The following is a 16,372-nucleotide window of genomic DNA, read 5'->3' on the forward strand; positions in this document are numbered from 1 at the left end:
AACGGCGGACGCGGCCCGCGCGCCGGAACCCCAGCGCCCGGGCGGCCGACGCAGCCCCCGCAAGAGAACGACCGTGCACCCCCGCTGTAGCGGACGGGGGTGCACGGTCATCCGTCTGCCGGGGTGGGTCAGGCGGGGCCGGCCCTGCGGTGCTCCGCCGCGATCCCGAACCGCTGCCGTTCGCCCGGGGCGGACGCGACCTGGCGGACGGTGGACACCGCGCTGACCACCTGCTCCTCGGCCGGTTCCGCGACCTCGGCCTGTTCGAGCCGCCGCAGGTCATCGGCGGAGACGAGAGCGACGAGGGGCTTGCCGTGACGGGTCACGACGACGCGCTCACCGGCGTACACCACGCGGTTGATCAGGTCGGCGAGCTCAGCCCTGGCTTGCGTCACCGGAATCTCGTAGGCCATGAGCCCATCATAACGTCATGTACGTCCTGTACATTTTTTACGGAGACAGCTGTCACCGGAGACAGCCCTGCCCGTGAGGAGGGGTTCGCCATGACCCGACCGTCCGCCCGTCACGTGCTGCCCGAGTTCACCGACCGCACAGGGATGGGACAGCGGACGCTGGATCCGTACTCCAAGCTCCTGAAGGAGCGGATCGTCCTCCTGGGCACGCCGGTGGACGAGGCCTCGGCGAACGACGTGTCGGCCCAGATCATGTACCTGGAGCACCAGGCCCCGGACCGCGACATCTCGCTCTACGTCAACTCGCCCGGCGGCAGCTTCCACGCGATGACGGCGATCCACGACACCATGCGGTACGTCTCCTGCGACGTGGAGACGATCTGCCTGGGCCAGGCGGGCACGGAGGCCGCGGTACTGCTGGCGGCGGGCACGCCCGGCAAACGCTTCACGCTGGCGGACGCCCGTATCGTGCTCCGCCAGCCCGCGCTTCCCGAACCGGTCCGGGGGCAGGCGGGCGATCTGGCCGTCCAGGCCGACGAGTTGACGCGCGTCCGCACACGGACGGAGGAGCTGCTGGCCCGTCACACCGGCCGCACCCGGGAGCAGGTGAGCGCGGACCTGGAACGGGACAGGTTCCTCACCGCCCAGGAGGCGGTCGAATACGGCCTGGTGGACGGGATCATGCCCGACCGCACGGCCGGCCGGCCCGCGCCGACGGGACGGTGAGCCGCCCGTGCTGCCTCCCGAACTGCCGCCGCTGCCCGCCCTGACGCGCGCCGAGGCGGAGCTGATCGACCGTTACCTGGACGTCGTCGACCTGCTCGGCCGGATCAACCCGGCGCTGGACGGCGACACCTACCGCGGACTGCGCGCCGCCCAGGCCCTGGTCGGCAAGGCGACCGCGCTGCGCGACGCGCTGGCCGTGATGCACCACCGGGGCGAGACAGAACTGCACGCGGGCACGCTGGCCCGGGCGCTGCGGGTGCTGGACGGCGAGCGGCGCACGGCACGCGTCACGCTGCCTCCGGAGTCCGCGAGTTGACGCGGCGGTGACGGCCCGGGCGCCCGTCCGGCCGACGGTGCGTCCGGGCCTGAGTCGAAACGGCCCAAACGACGTACCCCTGTTCGGAGTAGACAGGGATCCTTTTTTTGGCCCCTCGCAGTTGCGCAACGCGCGGACCCCTGGGGCGGAATGGGGCGTTCCATCGCTGGTCCGGCCGTCCGCGAACCCGTGGACAGCCGGTCGAACACAGACGTGTCCACCCGAACGGGTGAGTGGTGAGTAACAACACAAATCCCCGGTTGCGTTGGGATTTCAGGACAACCATGAGTCAAGATCCCTGTCTGACGACAAGCCCCCGCCACAGCGGCGGGGCGGTCCGGGCGGACGCCGAGTCCTGCCGCCGCCCGGATGACCGGTCGACAGGAGTGGATCGGCAGGAGTGGAGGACCCAAGCACGACGGGTCGCCGGGACGGTCACGCCATGACCGGGTCCGAGCAGCCCTTGGGGTGAAGCCGCGTCAGCGGCCGGGCAACTTCGCCAGCCCGAATCCGACAGGTCATCCTTCACAGGCGGCTGACGAAGGGTTGCGCATGACTGCGCTCAATCGTGTCCCGTCGCTGATGGTCCGGGCCGGTACGGCTTCGGCCCTCACCATCGCCGCCGTGGGCGGCTCGATCGTGGCGCCCGGCTTCTCGTCCGAAGCGGCGGCGGCCACGCCGGCGACCAAGGCACTCCAGATAGCGGCCTCCAAGAAGGGTTCGCCCTACAAGTACGGGGCCACCGGACCGCACCGGTTCGACTGCTCGGGGCTGACGCTCTACGCGTTCAAGAAGGCGGGCAAGAAGCTGCCGCGCACGGCCGCCCAGCAGTACAACAAGACGCGCCACATCTCCGCCAAGAACCGCAAGGCGGGAGACCTGGTGTTCTTCCACTCGGGCAGCAGCGTGTACCACGTGGGTATCTACGCGGGTAAGAACAAGCTCTGGCACTCCCCGAAGAGCGGTGACGTGGTGCGGTTGCAGAAGATCTGGACCAAGAGTGTCTGGTACGGGCGCGTGAAGTGATCCTCCGGCGTGCGGCGGCGTCCTGACGCGCCGCCGCACGCCCGGAGCGTGACACGGGCTCATGGGGGCACCCGTCCCCCATGGCCGAGCACCGCCCCTGCACCGCACGCAACGAGACTCCGCTGCAGCGCGCCGACCGCAACTTCGTCGAGCTGCTCCAGGAACTCCGCGTCACCCAGACGGGCGTACAGATCCTCTTCGCCTTCCTGCTGTCGCTCGCCTTCACCTCGCGCTTCGAGGACCTCGACGCGGTCCAGCGCGTCACCTACGTCATCACGCTGCTGCTGGCGGTCCTGGCCGCGACGCTGTTCACCGCGCCGGCCGCGCTGCACCGCTCCCTCTTCCAGCAGGGCGCCAAGCCGCGCATCGTGCAGGTCTCCTCGCGGCTGGCCACCGCCGGTCTGGTGGTGCTGGTGTTCGCGTTCAGCGGCTCGGTGCTGCTGGTGGTCGATGTGACCATGGGCCGGGCCGGTGGCATCGCCGCCTGCGCGGGAACGTTTCTGGTCTGCGTCGGTCTGTGGGGGCTGCTCCCCCGGCTGGTGCGGCGGGCCGGGCTGCGTGACGAGGAGGGCGGGACCGCCGCCCGGAGCGCCTCCGAGACGCCGCCCCAGGACGGTACGAGGATCCCCGCACCGCTGCGGCGCACCGTCGTCCAGCCGACCACGCCGAGCGGGGCGGTGCCCCACCGGGAGGCCTCGGCCCGGCAGCGGTGACGGCCGCTACGGCTCCTGCCGGACCGCCGTCGGCACGGGCTGCGCCGGGATCACCCACGGCAGTTCGATCGAGATGGTCTTGCCGCCCTCGCGGGTGGGGCGGATCCTGAGCCTGCCGCCGCACTCGGCGGTCAGCCACCGGATGATCACCAGGCCGCGGCCGTTGTCCTGCTGCACGGCGGCGGGGAGCCGTCTGGGAAAGCGCGGGTGGCTGTCCGTGACCCCGATGCGCAAGCGCTCGTCTCGGTCGAGCGCGACGTCGACGGTGAAGGTGGGCGACTGTCCGAAGGTGTGCTGGACGGCGTTGGTGGCGAGTTCGGAGACGATGAGCCGGATGGTGTCGGACACTTCCGTGTCCGCCGGCAGGCCCCACTCCGCCAGCGTGCCCACCACATAGGCGCGCGCTGCGGAGACCGAGGCCGGATCGCTCGGCAGAGTGACGGATGCTTCCAGATGGTCTGCCATGGCGACGTCGTCCCTTTCCCACGGGACCGCAGTCCGACACGGAGCGGATGGTTCGAGTACGGTCCCGGACTGGTGCTTCGTCCGCCAGACTGCCACCGAATCACCCACGAAGGACGGCGATCCACCAAGATATGCATATATCTGTCGCTCGAAGCGGTGAACTCTGCGACGCGAGACCGTATTTGGGTGGCACGGAAGGAGTAAGGAGAAGCCCATGCAGCACGGTCCCGCGGTGCGCCGCCGGAAGCTGGGCGCCGAACTGCGCGCGCTGCGCGCCGCGGCGGGGCTCACCAGTGGTGAGGCGGCCCGGCTGGTGGGCTGGCACCAGTCCAAGGTCAGCCGGATCGAGACGGGCACGAGCGGGGTGAAACCGGCCGATGTGCGGTTACTGCTCGACGCCTACCGCGTGGCCGACACCCAACTGCGGGACCTGCTCATGGTGTTGGCGGGATCCGACGACACCGGCGGCCGGCACCACTGGTGGCACGCCTACCGCGGGGTCCTGCCCCCGACCTACCGGGACTTCATCAGCCTGGAGTCGCAGGCCACCGCGATGCGCACACTGGAGACCACGGTCGTCCCGGGCCTGTTGCAGACGCCGGAGTACGCGCGGGCGGTGACCAGGGCCGCCGTGGAGGGACTGCCGGAGGACCGGCTCGACACCCTGGTCGAGGTGCGCCTGGCCCGGCAGGACGTGCTGCGCGCGGACCCGCCGCTGGAGCTGAGCGCCGTCCTGGACGAGGCGGTGCTGCGGCGGGAGGTGGGCGGGCCCGGGGTCATGGCCCGGCAGCTGGAACGGCTGGTCGAGGCGGCCCGCCTGCCCCAAGTGCGGCTCCAGGTCCTGCCGTTCGCCGCCGGAGCGCACATCGGCGTCACCGGGCCTTTCGTAATTTTCTCATTTTCGAGCACTTCTGATCTGGATGTGGTTGTTCTGGACCACTTGACGAGTAGCCTCTACCTGGAACGGAAAGAAGACCTCCAGGCGTACACGGAGGCCTTCAACGCCCTTCAGATCCACGCCCTTTCGCCCGAGGACTCGTTGGATTTCATCGCCGGGACAGCCGCCGGCGCCTAAGGAGGCACCATGCGTGCACTGCCTCGTCACGTCCCCTCAAGCAGCGAACTGCACGGCCTGCGATGGTTGCGCAGCAGCTACAGCACCGGCGCGAACAACTGCGTCGAGACCGCGTGTCCGCAGACCCCGCCCTGGGCGGGACTGCTCGCCGTACGCGACTCCAAGGCCCCGGACGGGCCCGCACTGCTCTTCTCCGGGCGGAGCTGGGCCGCGTTCACGGCCGGGGTCGGCCGTATGTGACCGTCTTCCGGTCTGTCCACCCTCGTGCGACGCACGGCCGTGTACGCCGACTCATGGCCGCGTCTCGCCGATCAGCCGTACAGCGCGTTCGATCTGCTGACCGGTCAGGTCCGCGCGGGCGGTCAGCCTGAGCCGTGAGATGCCGTCCGGCACGGACGGCGGGCGGAAACATCCCACGGCCAGGCCCGCCGCGCGGCACTCGGCCGCCCAGCGCACGGCGTCCTCCGCGGAGGGCGCCCGCACCGAGACCACCGCGGCGTCCGGACGCACCGCTTCCAGACCCGCGGTGGTCAGGCGTGCGTACAACTCGTCCGCCACCGCGCGGGCCCGCTCCGCCCGTTCCGGCTCGCGGCGCAGCAGCCGCAGGGCCGCGAGGGCGGCTCCCGCCGCCGCGGGGGCCAGGCCCGTGTCGAAGATGAACGTCCGGGCCGCGTTGACCAGGTGCTCGACGACCCGGGCGGGGCCGAGGACCGCTCCGCCCTGGCTGCCGAGCGACTTGGACAGCGTGACCGTGGCGACGACGTCGTCCGCGCCCGCGAGTCCCGCCGCGTGCGGGGCGCCGCGGCCGCCGTCGCCGAGGACGCCCAGGCCGTGGGCGTCGTCCACGACCAGCCCGGCGCCGTGCTCCCGGCAGGCCCGGGCGAGCGCGGCCAGCGGGGCCGCGTCGCCGTCGACGGAGAAGACCGTGTCGGACACGGCGATCGCCGTGCCCTCGTGATCCGCCAGCGCCTTGCGCACGGCCTCCGGCTCGGCGTGCGCCACGACCTCGGTGGTGCCCCGGGCCAGCCGGCAGCCGTCGATGAGCGAGGCGTGGTTGCCCGCGTCGGAGACGATCAGGGAGCCGTGCGGCGCCAGCGCGGTGACCGCCGCCAGGTTGGCGGCGTAGCCGGAGGAGAAGACCAGGGCCGCCTCGAAGCCGCAGAATTCGGCCAGTTCCCGCTCCAGCTCGGTGTGCAGTTCGGTGGTGCCGGTGACGAGCCGGGAGCCGGTCGCGCCCGCGCCCCAGGTGCGCGCCGCGCGGGCCGCGCCCTCGGTGACCTCGGGGTGGTGGGCCAGCCCCAGGTAGTCGTTGCTCGCCAGGTCGAGGAGCGGGGAACGGGCCGGACGGGGACGCAGCGTCCGCACGAGCCCGGCGCGGCGGCGCAGCTCCGCCTGCTCGTCGATCCAGCCGAACGCCATGGGTGGTCCTCCGCGGAATTTGTAGGCAGTGCACAGACACTAGCGGGACGACCAGCAGGTCAGTGTGTGGCAATACCCACACCTCGAAGCGGGTCTGTTGTGCGAAGTCTCCTTGGCCCGGACCGCCTCCTTAGGACAGGATCGGCTCTCATGGACCTGCTGAACACGCTGGTGGACAAGGGGCTTCGGCGCGAGCTGCCGACCCGGGACGAGGCACTGGCCGTCCTCGCGACGTCCGACGACGACCTGCTCGATGTGGTGGCCGCGGCCGGAAAGGTGCGCCGGCACTGGTTCGGCCGGCGGGTGAAACTCAACTATCTCGTCAATCTGAAGTCGGGCCTGTGCCCCGAGGACTGCTCGTACTGTTCGCAGCGGCTGGGCTCCGAGGCCGGGATCCTGAAGTACACCTGGCTCAAGCCGGACCAGGCCTCCGACGCCGCCGCGGCCGGGGTGGCCGGGGGCGCCAAGCGGGTGTGCCTGGTGGCCAGCGGGCGCGGTCCCACCGACCGTGACGTGGACCGGGTCTCCGAGACGATCAAGGCGATCAAGGAGAACAACGAGGGCGTCGAGGTGTGCGCCTGTCTCGGCCTGCTCTCCGACGGACAGGCCGAGCGGCTGCGCGAGGCCGGCGCCGACGCCTACAACCACAACCTGAACACGTCCGAGGCGACGTACGGCGAGATCACCACCACGCACACCTACGCCGACCGGGTCGACACGGTGAACAAGGCGCACGCGGCCGGTCTGTCCGCCTGCTCCGGGCTGATCGCCGGCATGGGCGAGACGGACGAGGACCTGGTCGACGTCGTGTTCGCGCTGCGCGAGCTGGACCCGGACTCGGTTCCGGTCAACTTCCTGATCCCGTTCGAGGGCACCCCGCTCGCCAAGGAGTGGAACCTCACCCCGCAGCGGTGCCTGAGGATCCTGGCGATGACCCGGTTCGTCTGCCCGGACGTCGAGGTGCGGATCGCGGGCGGGCGCGAGGTCCATCTGCGCACCCTGCAGCCGCTCGCGCTGCACCTGGCCAACTCCATCTTCCTGGGCGACTACCTCACCAGCGAGGGCCAGGCGGGCAAGGCCGACCTGGAGATGATCGCGGACGCCGGGTTCGAGGTGGAGGGCACCGGCCAGGTGACGCTGCCCGAGCACCGGGCCGCGGGCGGCTGCGGAAGCGGCGGTGGCTGCGGCTCCGAGGGTGCCGAGGGGGGCGGCGTGTGCGGCTCCGCGCCGGCCGCGCAGCCCGCCGAGGTCCGGACCGACCTGGTCGCCGTGCGCCGCCGGGGCGCCGGGACGGACCTCGCGCCCAATGCCTGAGCGGTCGGTCGCCGAGCTGCTGGAACTCGACCGGCGGCACGTGTGGCACCCGTACGGCCCGATGCCCGGACGGCAGGAACCGCTCGTCGTGGAGTCGGCGAGCGGGGTGCGGCTGCGGCTCGCGGACGGCTCGGGCGAGCTGGTCGACGGCATGTCGTCCTGGTGGTCGGCGATCCACGGCTACAACCACCCGGTGCTGAACGAGGCCGCGCGCGAGCAGCTCGGGCGGATGAGCCATGTGATGTTCGGCGGGCTCACCCATGAGCCCGCCGTACGCCTGGCGAAGCTCCTTGTCGACATGTCGCCCGAGGGGCTGGAGCACGTCTTCCTCGCCGACTCCGGCTCGGTGTCGGTCGAGGTGGCGGTCAAGATGTGTCTGCAGTACTGGCGTTCGCTGGGCCGCCCCGGCAAGCAGCGCCTGCTGACCTGGCGCGGCGGCTACCACGGCGACACCTGGCAGCCGATGTCGGTGTGCGACCCCGAGGGCGGGATGCACGAGCTGTGGACCGGGGTGCTCCAGCGCCAGGTGTTCGCGGACCCGCCCCCGGCGGAGTTCGACGAGGCCTACGCCGAACACCTGCGGTCGCTGATCGGGCGGCACGCCGACGAGCTGGCCGCGGTGATCGTCGAACCGGTGGTGCAGGGCGCGGGCGGGATGCGCTTCCACTCCCCCGCCTATCTGCGGGTGCTGCGCGAGGCGTGCGACGCGCACGGCGTGCTGCTGGTGTTCGACGAGATCGCGACCGGCTTCGGCCGCACGGGCGCGCTGTTCGCGGCGGAGCACGCGGCGGTGACACCGGACGTGATGTGCGTGGGCAAGGCGCTGACCGGCGGCTATCTGACGATGGCGGCGACGCTGTGCACCGCGCGGGTGGCCGACGGCATCTCGCGGGGCGAGGTGCCGGTGCTCGCGCACGGCCCGACCTTCATGGGCAACCCGCTGGCGGCGTCGGTGGCCTGTGCCTCGATCGAGCTGCTGCTGGGGCAGGACTGGCTCGCCGAGGTCAAGCGGATCGAGGCGGGCCTGCGCGAGGGACTCGCGGCGGCCTCGGACCTGCCGGGCGTGAAGGACGTACGGGTCCTCGGCGCCATCGGGGTGGTGCAGCTGGACCACCCCGTGGACATGAGGGCGGCGACGGAGGCGGCCGTGCGCGAGGGCGTCTGGCTGCGGCCGTTCCGCGATCTGATCTACACCATGCCGCCGTACGTGACGGGCGACGCGGATCTGGCGCGGATCGCCCGGGCGGTGTGCGCGGCGGCGCGGGAGGGATGACATGCCGGTACTGGTGATCACGGGCACGGGCACGGAGGTCGGCAAGACGGTCGTGACCGCGGCCGTCGCCGCGACGGCGCTGGCGGCCGGCCGGTCGGTGGCCGTGCTGAAGGCCGCGCAGACGGGCGTGCTCCCGGGCGAACCGGGGGACGCGGCGGAGGTCGCGCGCCTGGCGGGCCCGGTGACGACGGCCGAACTGGCCCGCTATCCGGAACCGTTGGCCCCGGCCACGGCCGCGCGCCGGGCCGGCCGGGCCCCGGTGCATCCGCACGAGGTCGCGGAGGCCGCCGCCAAGCTGGCCACCGAGCACGACCTGGTGCTGGTGGAGGGAGCGGGCGGACTGCTCGTGCGGTTCGACGCGGCCGGCGGCACCCTGGCGGACGCGGCCGGGCTGCTGTCCGCGCCCGTGCTGGTCGTGACCGCGGCGGGCCTGGGCACCCTGAACACGACAGAGCTGACCGCGCGGGAACTGCGCTCCCGGGGGCTGGACCTCGCCGGGCTGGTGATCGGCAGCTGGCCCGCCGAACCGGACCTCGCCGCCCGCTGCAATCTCGCCGACCTGCCGGACGTGACCCGGGCGCCGCTGCTGGGGTCCGTGCCCGCCGGGTCGGCGGCCCTGTCCCCCGCGCGTTTCCGCGCCGCGGCCCCGCAGTGGCTGGCGCCCCGGCTGGACGGTTCGTGGGACGTGGAGGCGTTCCGGACGCGGGAGGCGCCCGGGGCGCCGTGATGCCCGCGGGGCACGGAGTGAAACCGGCGCGGTCGTTTCCCGCGTGTTGACCTTCGTACGCGATCACCGTCGAAGGGAAGCCCGTGCACACCGAACAGCCACGTCCCTCCCGCCGTGCGGCACTCGTGCTGGGTACGGCCGCCGCTCTCGCACTGGGCGGCGGCACGGCCCACGCGTCACCGGGCAGCGGCTCCGTCACCGCCCGGCTGCGGCGGCTGGAGCGGGAGCACACCGCACGGCTGGGCGTCTACGCCCGTAATCTGCGCACGGGCCGGACGGTGGCGTACCGGTCCGACGAACGCTTCCCGATGGCCTCCGTGTTCAAGACGCTCGCGGCGGCGGCCGTGCTGCGCGACCTCGACCGCGACGGCGAGTTCCTGGCCCGGCGCATCCACTACACCCGGGCCTATGTGACGAAGTCCGGATACTCCCCGGTCACCGAGCAGCACGTCGCGACCGGCATGACCGTCGGTGAACTGTGCGACGCCACCATCCGCTTCAGCGACAACACCGCCGGCAACCTGCTGCTGAAGGAGCTGGGCGGACCGACCGCGATCACCCGGTTCGCCCGCTCGGTCGGTGACGGGGTCACCCGGCTGGACCGCTGGGAGCCCGAGCTCAACAGCGCGGAACCGTGGCGCCTGACGGACACGACCACCCCGCGCGCCATCGGCCTGACCTACGCCCGGCTCGTGCTGGGCGACGCGCTGGCGCCGCGGGACCGGGCCCGGCTCACGGACTGGCTGCTGCGCAACACCACCAGTACCGAGAAGTTCCGCAAGGCCCTGCCCGCCGACTGGCTGATCGCCGACAAGACCGGCGGCGGGCGCTACGGCGGCAATCACGACGTGGGCATCACCTGGCCCCCGGACGGTCCGCCGATCGTGATGTCCGTGCTGACGACCCAGCCGGAGGAGGACGCCCCGGCCGACAATCCGCTGGTGGCGAAGACGGCCGCGCTGCTGGCCGCGGAACTCGCCTAGCCCGGGGCGGGACGTCGTGGGACGCCTGGCTCGTCGCCGGCGCGGTCGGCGTCGCCGGTCTGCCGGCCCTGCACTCCGCCGTGCCCAACGGGGCGGGGCGGCTGGGGAGCCTCCTGGAGACGTTTCTGCCCTGGACGGGCGCGGCCGTGCCGGTGCTCGTCGCGTCGGCCCTGTGGGCGCGGTCGAAGGCGGGGCTGCTCGCCTGTGCGGTGCCCGCGCTGGTCTGGTGCTGGATGTTCGGGGGTCTGTGGTTCGCCTCGTCCCCGGGGCCGCACGAGCTGACCGTCGTCCAGCACAACGTCGCCGACGACAACGCCGACCCCGCCGGCACGGCCCGCGCCCTGCTGGCCTCAGGCGCCGGGCTGGTGGCCGTCCAGGAGCTGACGGCGGCGGCACGGCCCCGGTACCAGGACGTCCTCGGGGCCTCCCACCCGCACCGGGCCGTTCACGGCACGGTGGGGCTCTGGTCGGCCTGGCCGCTGTCGGACGTGCGGCCCGTGGACATCCGGCCCGAGGGGTTCCCGGCGAGCTGGCGGCGCGGTCTGCGGGCCACCGTGTCCGCGCCGGGCGGGCCGATCGCGGTGTACGTGGTCCACCTGCCGTCCGTCCGCCTCGGGCCGACGGGGCTGGCGTCGGCGGCCCGGGACGAGAGCGCGGCCCTGCTCGGGGCCCGGATCGCGGACGACCCGGCCGGGCGGCTGCTGGTCGTGGGCGATCTCAACGGCACGGTGTGGGACCGCGGGCTCGGGCCGCTCACCGGGCAACTGGACGCCCCGGAGGCGGGGTTCGCGTTCAGCTGGCCTGCCGCCCTGCCGGTGGCGCGGATCGACCAGGTGCTGGGGCGGGGCGTCGAGGTGACGCGGGTGGCGGCGCTGGAGGCGACGGGCAGTGACCACCTGCCGGTGCTGGGCCGCGTCCGTCTGCCGTAGCCGGCAGGGGTGGGCCGGGCCCGTCCGGGGGACAATGCGGGTGAGGCCGGCCTTGTCCAGGGAGGTCCCCATGCCGCTCCGCTCCGGCACGCTGCCGCGGGACGCCGTACGCCATCCGCTGTTCGCCCGCTGCTACGCCCGTGTCAGCGTCACCGCGGAGACGCGGATGGGCATGGGCCGGGTGCGCGAGAGACTGCTCGGCGGGCTGTCGGGCCGGGTGATCGAGATCGGCGCGGGCAACGGCCTGAACTTCGCGCACTACCCGGGCACCGTCTCGGAGGTCGTGGCCATCGAGCCGGAGCGGCGGCTGCGGCAGCTGGCCGTGGAGGCAGCGCTGCGCGCCGAGGTGCCGGTGGACGTGGTGCCGGGCGCGGCCGAGGCGCTGCCCGTCAAGAGCGAGGGCTTCGACGCGGCGGTGGTGTCGCTGGTGCTGTGCAGCGTGCGGGACGTGCCCCGGGCGCTCGCGGAGCTGAAGCGGGTGCTGCGGCCGGGCGGTGAGGTGCGGTTCTTCGAGCACGGCCGGGGCGGCGGACGGGCGATGGGCGCCACGCAGCACGCGCTGGACCGGACGGTGTGGCCGCTGCTGAGCGGGGGCTGCCATCTGTCCCGCGAGCCGGTGCGGGCGTTGCGCGAGGCCGGTTTCGAACTCGGCCCCTACCGGCGGCTGCTGATGCCGGAACAGGGGCCGGTACTGCCCACGTCGTACTGCGTCCTGGGCACGGCGTGGCGGCCGGGGGTCAGCGCCTAGGCCTGCCCGTCACAGGCTCCACTGGAGCAGTTCCCGCTCGATGTCGTGGACGGACGCCTCGCCGCTTTTGACCAGCCGGGCCAGGTCGCGGACCTGTTCGGGTGAGGTGACGACCTTGGCGCCGCTGGCGACGAGGTAGGCGTAGGCGACGGCCGAGGCGAACAGGGCGTTGGAGCGCTCCAGCGCGGGGACGTGGATCAGCAGTTGCAGCAGCGCGGCGGCGCGGGCGTGCGGGCTGTCGTAGACGGGGACGTCGAATATCCGGGCCTGATGGCGGGCGACGGCGGCGACGAGGGCTCCCCAGTCGGTGACCTGGGGGTCTCCGGGGGTCTTCTGCTCGGCGAGCATCAGCAGCCAGGCGAGGTCGATCTCCAGGTTGTTCAACGCTTCAGGGGCGACCTTCGCGCGGGCCGTCGCCGTCCGGGCCGAACTCCTCGGCGAAGACCGACTCGTACTGCTTCATGAAGTCGGCGGCGGCCTCCACGAACGTGTGGCCCACCTCGCCGGTGTCCTGCCGGACCAGTTCCTCGATGTAGCGGTTGACGCTCATCCCCCGGGCCAGGGCGCGCTCACGGGCGGCGCGGGCGGTGCCCTCGTCGACGCGCACGTTCAGCTGGGTCTTCGCCATACCTCGAAGCTAGCGCGCGGGTGCTAGCACCGGCAAGGCCGCGGTCCGACCCACGGAGGATGCCGGGTGTGGGCCGGGTCACATTACGCTCGGGCAGAGCCAGGACGTCCTGACGCGACCCTCAAGGAGGCGGCCTTGTCGACACCTGCTGCGGAGCACACCCCCGGCCTCGCGCCGGCCGACGGGATCGCGGCCCGGGCCCGCGGTCTGACCAAGGCCTACGGGTCCGGCGAGACGGCCGTGCTCGCCCTGGACGCGGTGGACGTGGACGTGGTCCGCGGCCGGTTCACCGCGGTGATGGGGCCGTCGGGCTCCGGCAAGTCCACGCTCATGCACTGCCTGGCCGGGCTCGACACGGTCTCGGCCGGTCAGGTGTGGCTCGGCGACATCGAGATCACGGGCCTGAAGGAGCGCGAGCTGACGCGGCTGCGCCGGGACCGGATCGGTTTCATGTTCCAGTCGTTCAACCTGATCCCCACCCTGAACGCGCTGGAGAACATCACCCTCCCGATGGACATCGCCGGCCGGAAGCCCGACGCGCAGTGGCTGGACCGGGTGATCGACACGCTGGGCCTGCGCGACCGGCTGCGGCACCGGCCGTCGCAGCTGTCCGGCGGCCAGCAGCAGCGCGTGGCCTGTGCGCGGGCGCTGGCCTCCCGGCCCGAGCTGATCTTCGCGGACGAGCCGACGGGCAACCTGGACTCGCGCGCGGGCCTGGAGGTGCTCGGCTTCCTGCGCGAGGCGGTGGACCGGCTGGGGCAGACCGTCGTCATGGTCACCCACGACCCGGGGGCCGCCGCCCACTCGGATCTGGTGCTGTTCCTCGGGGACGGCCGGATCGTCGACGAGATGCGACGGCCGACCGCGGAGGCCGTACTGGAACGTATGAAGCGTTTCGACGTGATCCGCACGCGGTCCGAGGGCGCCCCGGCGCCGGCCGAGGAGAACTGATCCGGTGCTCAAGGCGACCCTGAGGAGCTTCCTGGCCCACAAGGGGCGGCTGCTGCTCTCGGCGCTGGCCGTCCTGCTGTCGGTCGCGTTCGTCACGGGAAGCCTGATCTTCTCCGACACGGTCGGCCGCACCTTCGACCGGCTGTTCGCCTCGACCGCGGCGGACGTCACGGTCAGCCCGAAGGAGGATCTCGACGAGGCGGTGCCCTCGGGCCGGACGGCGACCCTGCCGGCGGCGCTCGCCGACCGGGTGCGCCGGGTCGACGGTGTCGCGGGCGTCCGCGCCGAGGTCAAGGTGGAGGGCCTCACCGTCACCGACGAGGACAACGAGTCGGTGAGCCCGACCACCGGGGCGCCCACGCTCGGCAACGCCTGGCAGCCGGGCCCGCGCAGCCCGGTGGAGCTGACCTCGGGCCGCGCCCCGCGCGGACCCGGCGAGGCCCTGCTCGACTCGGAGACCGCCGGCCGCGAGGACGTGGCCGTCGGCGACACGCTCACCGTGATCGCTCCCCCTGGGTCGTTCCGCGTCCGGGTCGTCGGTCTCGTCACCTTCACCACCACCAACCCGGGCGCCGCCCGGATCTACTTCGACACCCCCACCGCCCGGACGAAACTGCTCGGCGCCCCGGACGCCGCCACCTCCCTGGCGGTCGACGCGGCGGACGGCGTCGGCGACCAGCGGCTCAAGCAGCGCGTGGCCGCCGCGCTCGGCCCGCACGCCTACGACTTCCGGACGGCCGGTGAACAGGCCGAGTCGGACGTCGAACAGCTCGGCGGGTTCCTCGACGTCATCAAGTACGTGATGCTCGGCTTCGCCGGGGTCGCCGTGCTCGTCGGCGTGTTCCTGATCGTCAACACCTTCTCCATGCTCATCGCCCAGCGCACCCGTGAGCTGGGCCTGCTGCGGGCGCTCGGGGCGGACCGGCGCCAGGTGCGCCGCTCCGTCCTCACCGAGGCGTTCCTGCTCGGCCTGGTCGGCTCCACGCTGGGGCTGGCCGCCGGCATCGGGCTCGCGGCCGGGCTCATCGCCCTGATGGGCCTGCTCGGCACCCACATCGACGCCGGCGAGATGGTCATCGGCTGGGTGACACCGGTGGCGGCGTACGTCGTCGGTCTCGGGGTCACCTTCGTCGCCGCGTACCTCCCGGCGCGGCGGGCGGCGGGTGTCTCGCCGATGGCCGCGCTCTCGGACGCCGAGGTCGCCGGAGTGGGCCGTCCGCTGAGGGTGCGCGCGGTGGCGGGCGCGGTCGTCGGGGCGGCCGGAGCGGCGGCGCTCGCGGGATGCGCCGCCTCCGGGCGGACGGCGTCGGCGGCGTCCCTGCTCGGGCTCGGGGTGGTGCTGACCCTGATCGCGGCCGTGATCGCCGGGCCGCTGCTGGTGCGTCCGGTGATCCGGGTCCTCGGCGCCGCCTTCCCCGCGCTGTTCGGGTCGATCGGCCGGATGAGCCAGCGCAACGCGCTGCGCAACCCGCGCCGTACGGGGGCGACGGCGGCCGCGCTGATGGTGGGCATCGCGCTGGTCGGCGGGATGTCGGTGGCGAGCGAGTCGATGACCAGGTCCTTCGACCAGCAGATCGACCGGACGCTGGGGGCCGACTTCGTCGTCCAGAACACCAACTTCCTGCCGTTCCCGCGGGAGGTCACCGACGCGGTGCGCGAGACGGGCGGGGTGGGCCTGGTGGTGCGCGGGCGGTTCACGCCGGTGGCGGTGCGGCTGCCGGACGGCGACCGCGTGGAGACCACCGCCGCCGCCTACGATCCGCGGCTCGACGAGGTCGCCAATATCACCTACACGCGAGGGGACACCGCGGCCGCGCTCGCGCCGGGCCGGCTGGCCATGGACCGGGACTTCGCCCGCGACCACGGCGTGCGGGTGGGCAGCACGCTGCCGGTGTGGTTCCAGGGCGGACGCAGCGCCACGCTGAGGGTCGGCGCGCTCACCGACCAGGACTCCGCCGAGGGCTTCGGGACCCAGGGCGGGCTCTACTTCGGGCTGGCCACCCTGGAGCGGTACGCGCCGGGCGGGCAGGACTCCGCGCTGTACGTCAACGCCGCCCCGGGCACGAGCGACGCCTCCCTGCGCGCCGCCCTGGAGGAGACCCTGGAGCCGTACCCCCAGGTGCAGGTGCGGGACCTGGCCGACTACAAGCAGCTGGTCCGCGACCAGATCTCGGTGCTGCTGTACCTGGTGTACGCGCTGCTCGGGCTGGCGATCATCATCGCGGTGCTCGGCGTGGTCAACACGCTGGCCCTCTCGGTCGTCGAGCGCACCCGGGAGATCGGGCTGCTGCGGGCCATCGGACTGGCCCGGCGTCAGCTGCGGCGGATGATCCGGCTGGAGTCGGTGGTGATCGCGGTGTTCGGCGCGGTCCTGGGGCTCGTGCTGGGGCTGGTGTGGGGCGTGAGCATGCAGCAGGTGCTGGCGCTGCAGGGGATGACGGCCCTGGCGATCCCGTGGTTCACGATCGTCGCGGTGGTGGTGGGTTCGGCGGTGGTCGGGGTCGTGGCGGCGCTGCTGCCGGCGCTGCGCGCCTCGCGCATGAACGTACTGGCGGCCATCGCGCACGAGTGAGGCGGTCACGGGCGGGTGCGCCGGTCGCGGGCGTGCGAGGCGGTCTCGGCCGGGTCAGGCGGTCGATGTCCGCATCCTGAAACGGCCTGTCCGC

The 16,372-nt window shown here is 72.9% G+C and carries 19 protein-coding genes; 14 read left to right on the plus strand and 5 right to left on the minus strand.

The window, feature by feature from the left end; translation table 11 throughout:
• Positions 1-128: 128 nt before the first annotated feature.
• Positions 129-413 (minus strand): type II toxin-antitoxin system Phd/YefM family antitoxin, encoded by a 285-nt coding sequence (locus CHR28_RS16030; RefSeq protein ID WP_094054311.1) that lies wholly within the window; start codon positions 411-413, stop codon positions 129-131.
• A 90-nt stretch (positions 414-503) separates the two neighbouring features.
• Here CHR28_RS16030 and CHR28_RS16035 point away from each other — a divergent pair, with 90 nt between their 5' ends.
• The 4 genes from CHR28_RS16035 to CHR28_RS16050 all read left to right on the plus strand — a co-directional run bounded on the left by CHR28_RS16035 (position 504) and on the right by CHR28_RS16050 (position 3,194).
• The gene (locus CHR28_RS16035) at positions 504-1,139 is read left to right on the plus strand and encodes an ATP-dependent Clp protease proteolytic subunit (RefSeq protein ID WP_094054312.1); all 636 of its coding nucleotides are present in this window, start codon (positions 504-506) and stop codon (positions 1,137-1,139) included.
• Positions 1,140-1,146: 7 nt separating this feature from the next.
• Positions 1,147-1,455 (plus strand): hypothetical protein, encoded by a 309-nt coding sequence (locus tag CHR28_RS16040; protein ID WP_094054313.1) that lies wholly within the window; start codon positions 1,147-1,149, stop codon positions 1,453-1,455.
• A 552-nt stretch (positions 1,456-2,007) separates the two neighbouring features.
• The gene (locus CHR28_RS16045; RefSeq protein WP_094054314.1) at positions 2,008-2,481 is read left to right on the plus strand and encodes a C40 family peptidase; all 474 of its coding nucleotides are present in this window, start codon (positions 2,008-2,010) and stop codon (positions 2,479-2,481) included.
• Between the two features lie 80 nt (positions 2,482-2,561).
• On the plus strand, positions 2,562-3,194 hold the full coding sequence (locus CHR28_RS16050) for a DUF6328 family protein (RefSeq protein WP_094054315.1): 633 nt from the start codon (positions 2,562-2,564) through the stop codon (positions 3,192-3,194).
• 6 nt (positions 3,195-3,200) lie between these two features.
• On the opposite strand, the gene CHR28_RS16055 is transcribed toward CHR28_RS16050, so the two are convergent.
• Positions 3,201-3,659 carry an ATP-binding protein gene (locus tag CHR28_RS16055; RefSeq protein ID WP_094054316.1) on the minus strand — a complete coding sequence of 153 codons (459 nt, stop codon included), beginning with the start codon at positions 3,657-3,659 and terminating at the stop codon, positions 3,201-3,203.
• 214 nt (positions 3,660-3,873) lie between these two features.
• Between CHR28_RS16055 and CHR28_RS16060 the strand changes: the two genes are divergently transcribed.
• Both CHR28_RS16060 and CHR28_RS16065 read left to right on the plus strand, forming a co-directional pair.
• The gene (locus CHR28_RS16060; RefSeq protein ID WP_094054317.1) at positions 3,874-4,734 is read left to right on the plus strand and encodes a helix-turn-helix domain-containing protein; all 861 of its coding nucleotides are present in this window, start codon (positions 3,874-3,876) and stop codon (positions 4,732-4,734) included.
• Between the two features lie 9 nt (positions 4,735-4,743).
• A complete protein-coding gene (locus CHR28_RS16065) occupies positions 4,744-4,974 on the plus strand; it encodes a DUF397 domain-containing protein (protein ID WP_094054318.1) in 231 nt (76 codons plus the stop codon).
• Between the two features lie 51 nt (positions 4,975-5,025).
• Here CHR28_RS16065 and CHR28_RS16070 read toward each other — a convergent pair whose 3' ends face one another.
• On the minus strand, positions 5,026-6,153 hold the full coding sequence (locus CHR28_RS16070) for an 8-amino-7-oxononanoate synthase (protein WP_094054319.1): 1,128 nt from the start codon (positions 6,151-6,153) through the stop codon (positions 5,026-5,028).
• 150 nt (positions 6,154-6,303) lie between these two features.
• On the opposite strand from CHR28_RS16070, the gene bioB reads away from it, so the two are divergent.
• The 6 genes from bioB to CHR28_RS16100 all read left to right on the plus strand — a co-directional run bounded on the left by bioB (position 6,304) and on the right by CHR28_RS16100 (position 12,127).
• Positions 6,304-7,467, plus strand: coding sequence for a biotin synthase BioB (gene bioB / locus CHR28_RS16075; protein WP_094054320.1), 1,164 nt, complete (start codon positions 6,304-6,306; stop codon positions 7,465-7,467).
• Entirely contained in the window at positions 7,460-8,740 is a 1,281-nt protein-coding gene (locus CHR28_RS16080; protein WP_094054321.1) for an adenosylmethionine--8-amino-7-oxononanoate transaminase, read from the plus strand. Before bioB ends, CHR28_RS16080 begins: the two co-directional genes overlap by 8 nt.
• Before the next feature lies 1 nt (position 8,741).
• Positions 8,742-9,467: a dethiobiotin synthase gene (gene bioD / locus CHR28_RS16085; RefSeq protein ID WP_094054322.1), complete on the plus strand. Its 726-nt coding sequence runs from the start codon at positions 8,742-8,744 to the stop codon at positions 9,465-9,467.
• 83 nt (positions 9,468-9,550) lie between these two features.
• Positions 9,551-10,450 (plus strand): class A beta-lactamase, encoded by a 900-nt coding sequence (gene bla / locus CHR28_RS16090; protein WP_094054323.1) that lies wholly within the window; start codon positions 9,551-9,553, stop codon positions 10,448-10,450.
• Positions 10,451-10,530: 80 nt separating this feature from the next.
• Positions 10,531-11,379, plus strand: coding sequence for an endonuclease/exonuclease/phosphatase family protein (locus tag CHR28_RS16095; protein WP_256984269.1), 849 nt, complete (start codon positions 10,531-10,533; stop codon positions 11,377-11,379).
• 70 nt (positions 11,380-11,449) lie between these two features.
• Positions 11,450-12,127, plus strand: coding sequence for a class I SAM-dependent methyltransferase (locus CHR28_RS16100; RefSeq protein ID WP_094054324.1), 678 nt, complete (start codon positions 11,450-11,452; stop codon positions 12,125-12,127).
• 9 nt (positions 12,128-12,136) lie between these two features.
• On the opposite strand, the gene CHR28_RS16105 is transcribed toward CHR28_RS16100, so the two are convergent.
• A complete protein-coding gene (locus CHR28_RS16105) occupies positions 12,137-12,511 on the minus strand; it encodes a fic family toxin-antitoxin system, toxin component (RefSeq protein WP_094054325.1) in 375 nt (124 codons plus the stop codon).
• Positions 12,512-12,515: 4 nt separating this feature from the next.
• Positions 12,516-12,755 (minus strand): toxin-antitoxin system HicB family antitoxin, encoded by a 240-nt coding sequence (locus CHR28_RS16110; protein ID WP_094054326.1) that lies wholly within the window; start codon positions 12,753-12,755, stop codon positions 12,516-12,518.
• A gap of 135 nt (positions 12,756-12,890) precedes the next feature.
• Here CHR28_RS16110 and CHR28_RS16115 point away from each other — a divergent pair, with 135 nt between their 5' ends.
• Positions 12,891-13,706: an ABC transporter ATP-binding protein gene (locus tag CHR28_RS16115; protein WP_094054327.1), complete on the plus strand. Its 816-nt coding sequence runs from the start codon at positions 12,891-12,893 to the stop codon at positions 13,704-13,706.
• A 4-nt stretch (positions 13,707-13,710) separates the two neighbouring features.
• Positions 13,711-16,278: an ABC transporter permease gene (locus tag CHR28_RS16120; RefSeq protein ID WP_094054328.1), complete on the plus strand. Its 2,568-nt coding sequence runs from the start codon at positions 13,711-13,713 to the stop codon at positions 16,276-16,278.
• The last annotated feature ends 94 nt before the right edge of the window (positions 16,279-16,372 follow it).

This window comes from Streptomyces sp. XY006 (genome assembly GCF_002237655.1).
GTDB classification, from domain to species: Bacteria; Actinomycetota; Actinomycetes; order Streptomycetales; family Streptomycetaceae; genus Streptomyces; species Streptomyces levis.

What these genes read in the sequence shown, in the direction of transcription:
- CHR28_RS16030 (WP_094054311.1), bottom strand. Translation starts at nt 413, where the DNA reads ATGGCCTACGAGATTCCGGTGACGCAAGCCAGGGCTGAGCTCGCCGAC.
- CHR28_RS16035 (WP_094054312.1), top strand. Translation starts at nt 504, where the DNA reads ATGACCCGACCGTCCGCCCGTCACGTGCTGCCCGAGTTCACCGACCGC.
- CHR28_RS16045 (WP_094054314.1), top strand. Translation starts at nt 2,008, where the DNA reads ATGACTGCGCTCAATCGTGTCCCGTCGCTGATGGTCCGGGCCGGTACG.
- CHR28_RS16050 (WP_094054315.1), top strand. Translation starts at nt 2,562, where the DNA reads ATGGCCGAGCACCGCCCCTGCACCGCACGCAACGAGACTCCGCTGCAG.
- CHR28_RS16055 (WP_094054316.1), bottom strand. Translation starts at nt 3,659, where the DNA reads ATGGCAGACCATCTGGAAGCATCCGTCACTCTGCCGAGCGATCCGGCC.
- CHR28_RS16060 (WP_094054317.1), top strand. Translation starts at nt 3,874, where the DNA reads ATGCAGCACGGTCCCGCGGTGCGCCGCCGGAAGCTGGGCGCCGAACTG.
- CHR28_RS16065 (WP_094054318.1), top strand. Translation starts at nt 4,744, where the DNA reads ATGCGTGCACTGCCTCGTCACGTCCCCTCAAGCAGCGAACTGCACGGC.
- CHR28_RS16070 (WP_094054319.1), bottom strand. Translation starts at nt 6,153, where the DNA reads ATGGCGTTCGGCTGGATCGACGAGCAGGCGGAGCTGCGCCGCCGCGCC.
- bioB (WP_094054320.1), top strand. Translation starts at nt 6,304, where the DNA reads ATGGACCTGCTGAACACGCTGGTGGACAAGGGGCTTCGGCGCGAGCTG.
- CHR28_RS16080 (WP_094054321.1), top strand. Translation starts at nt 7,460, where the DNA reads ATGCCTGAGCGGTCGGTCGCCGAGCTGCTGGAACTCGACCGGCGGCAC.
- bioD (WP_094054322.1), top strand. Translation starts at nt 8,742, where the DNA reads ATGCCGGTACTGGTGATCACGGGCACGGGCACGGAGGTCGGCAAGACG.
- CHR28_RS16100 (WP_094054324.1), top strand. Translation starts at nt 11,450, where the DNA reads ATGCCGCTCCGCTCCGGCACGCTGCCGCGGGACGCCGTACGCCATCCG.
- CHR28_RS16110 (WP_094054326.1), bottom strand. Translation starts at nt 12,755, where the DNA reads ATGGCGAAGACCCAGCTGAACGTGCGCGTCGACGAGGGCACCGCCCGC.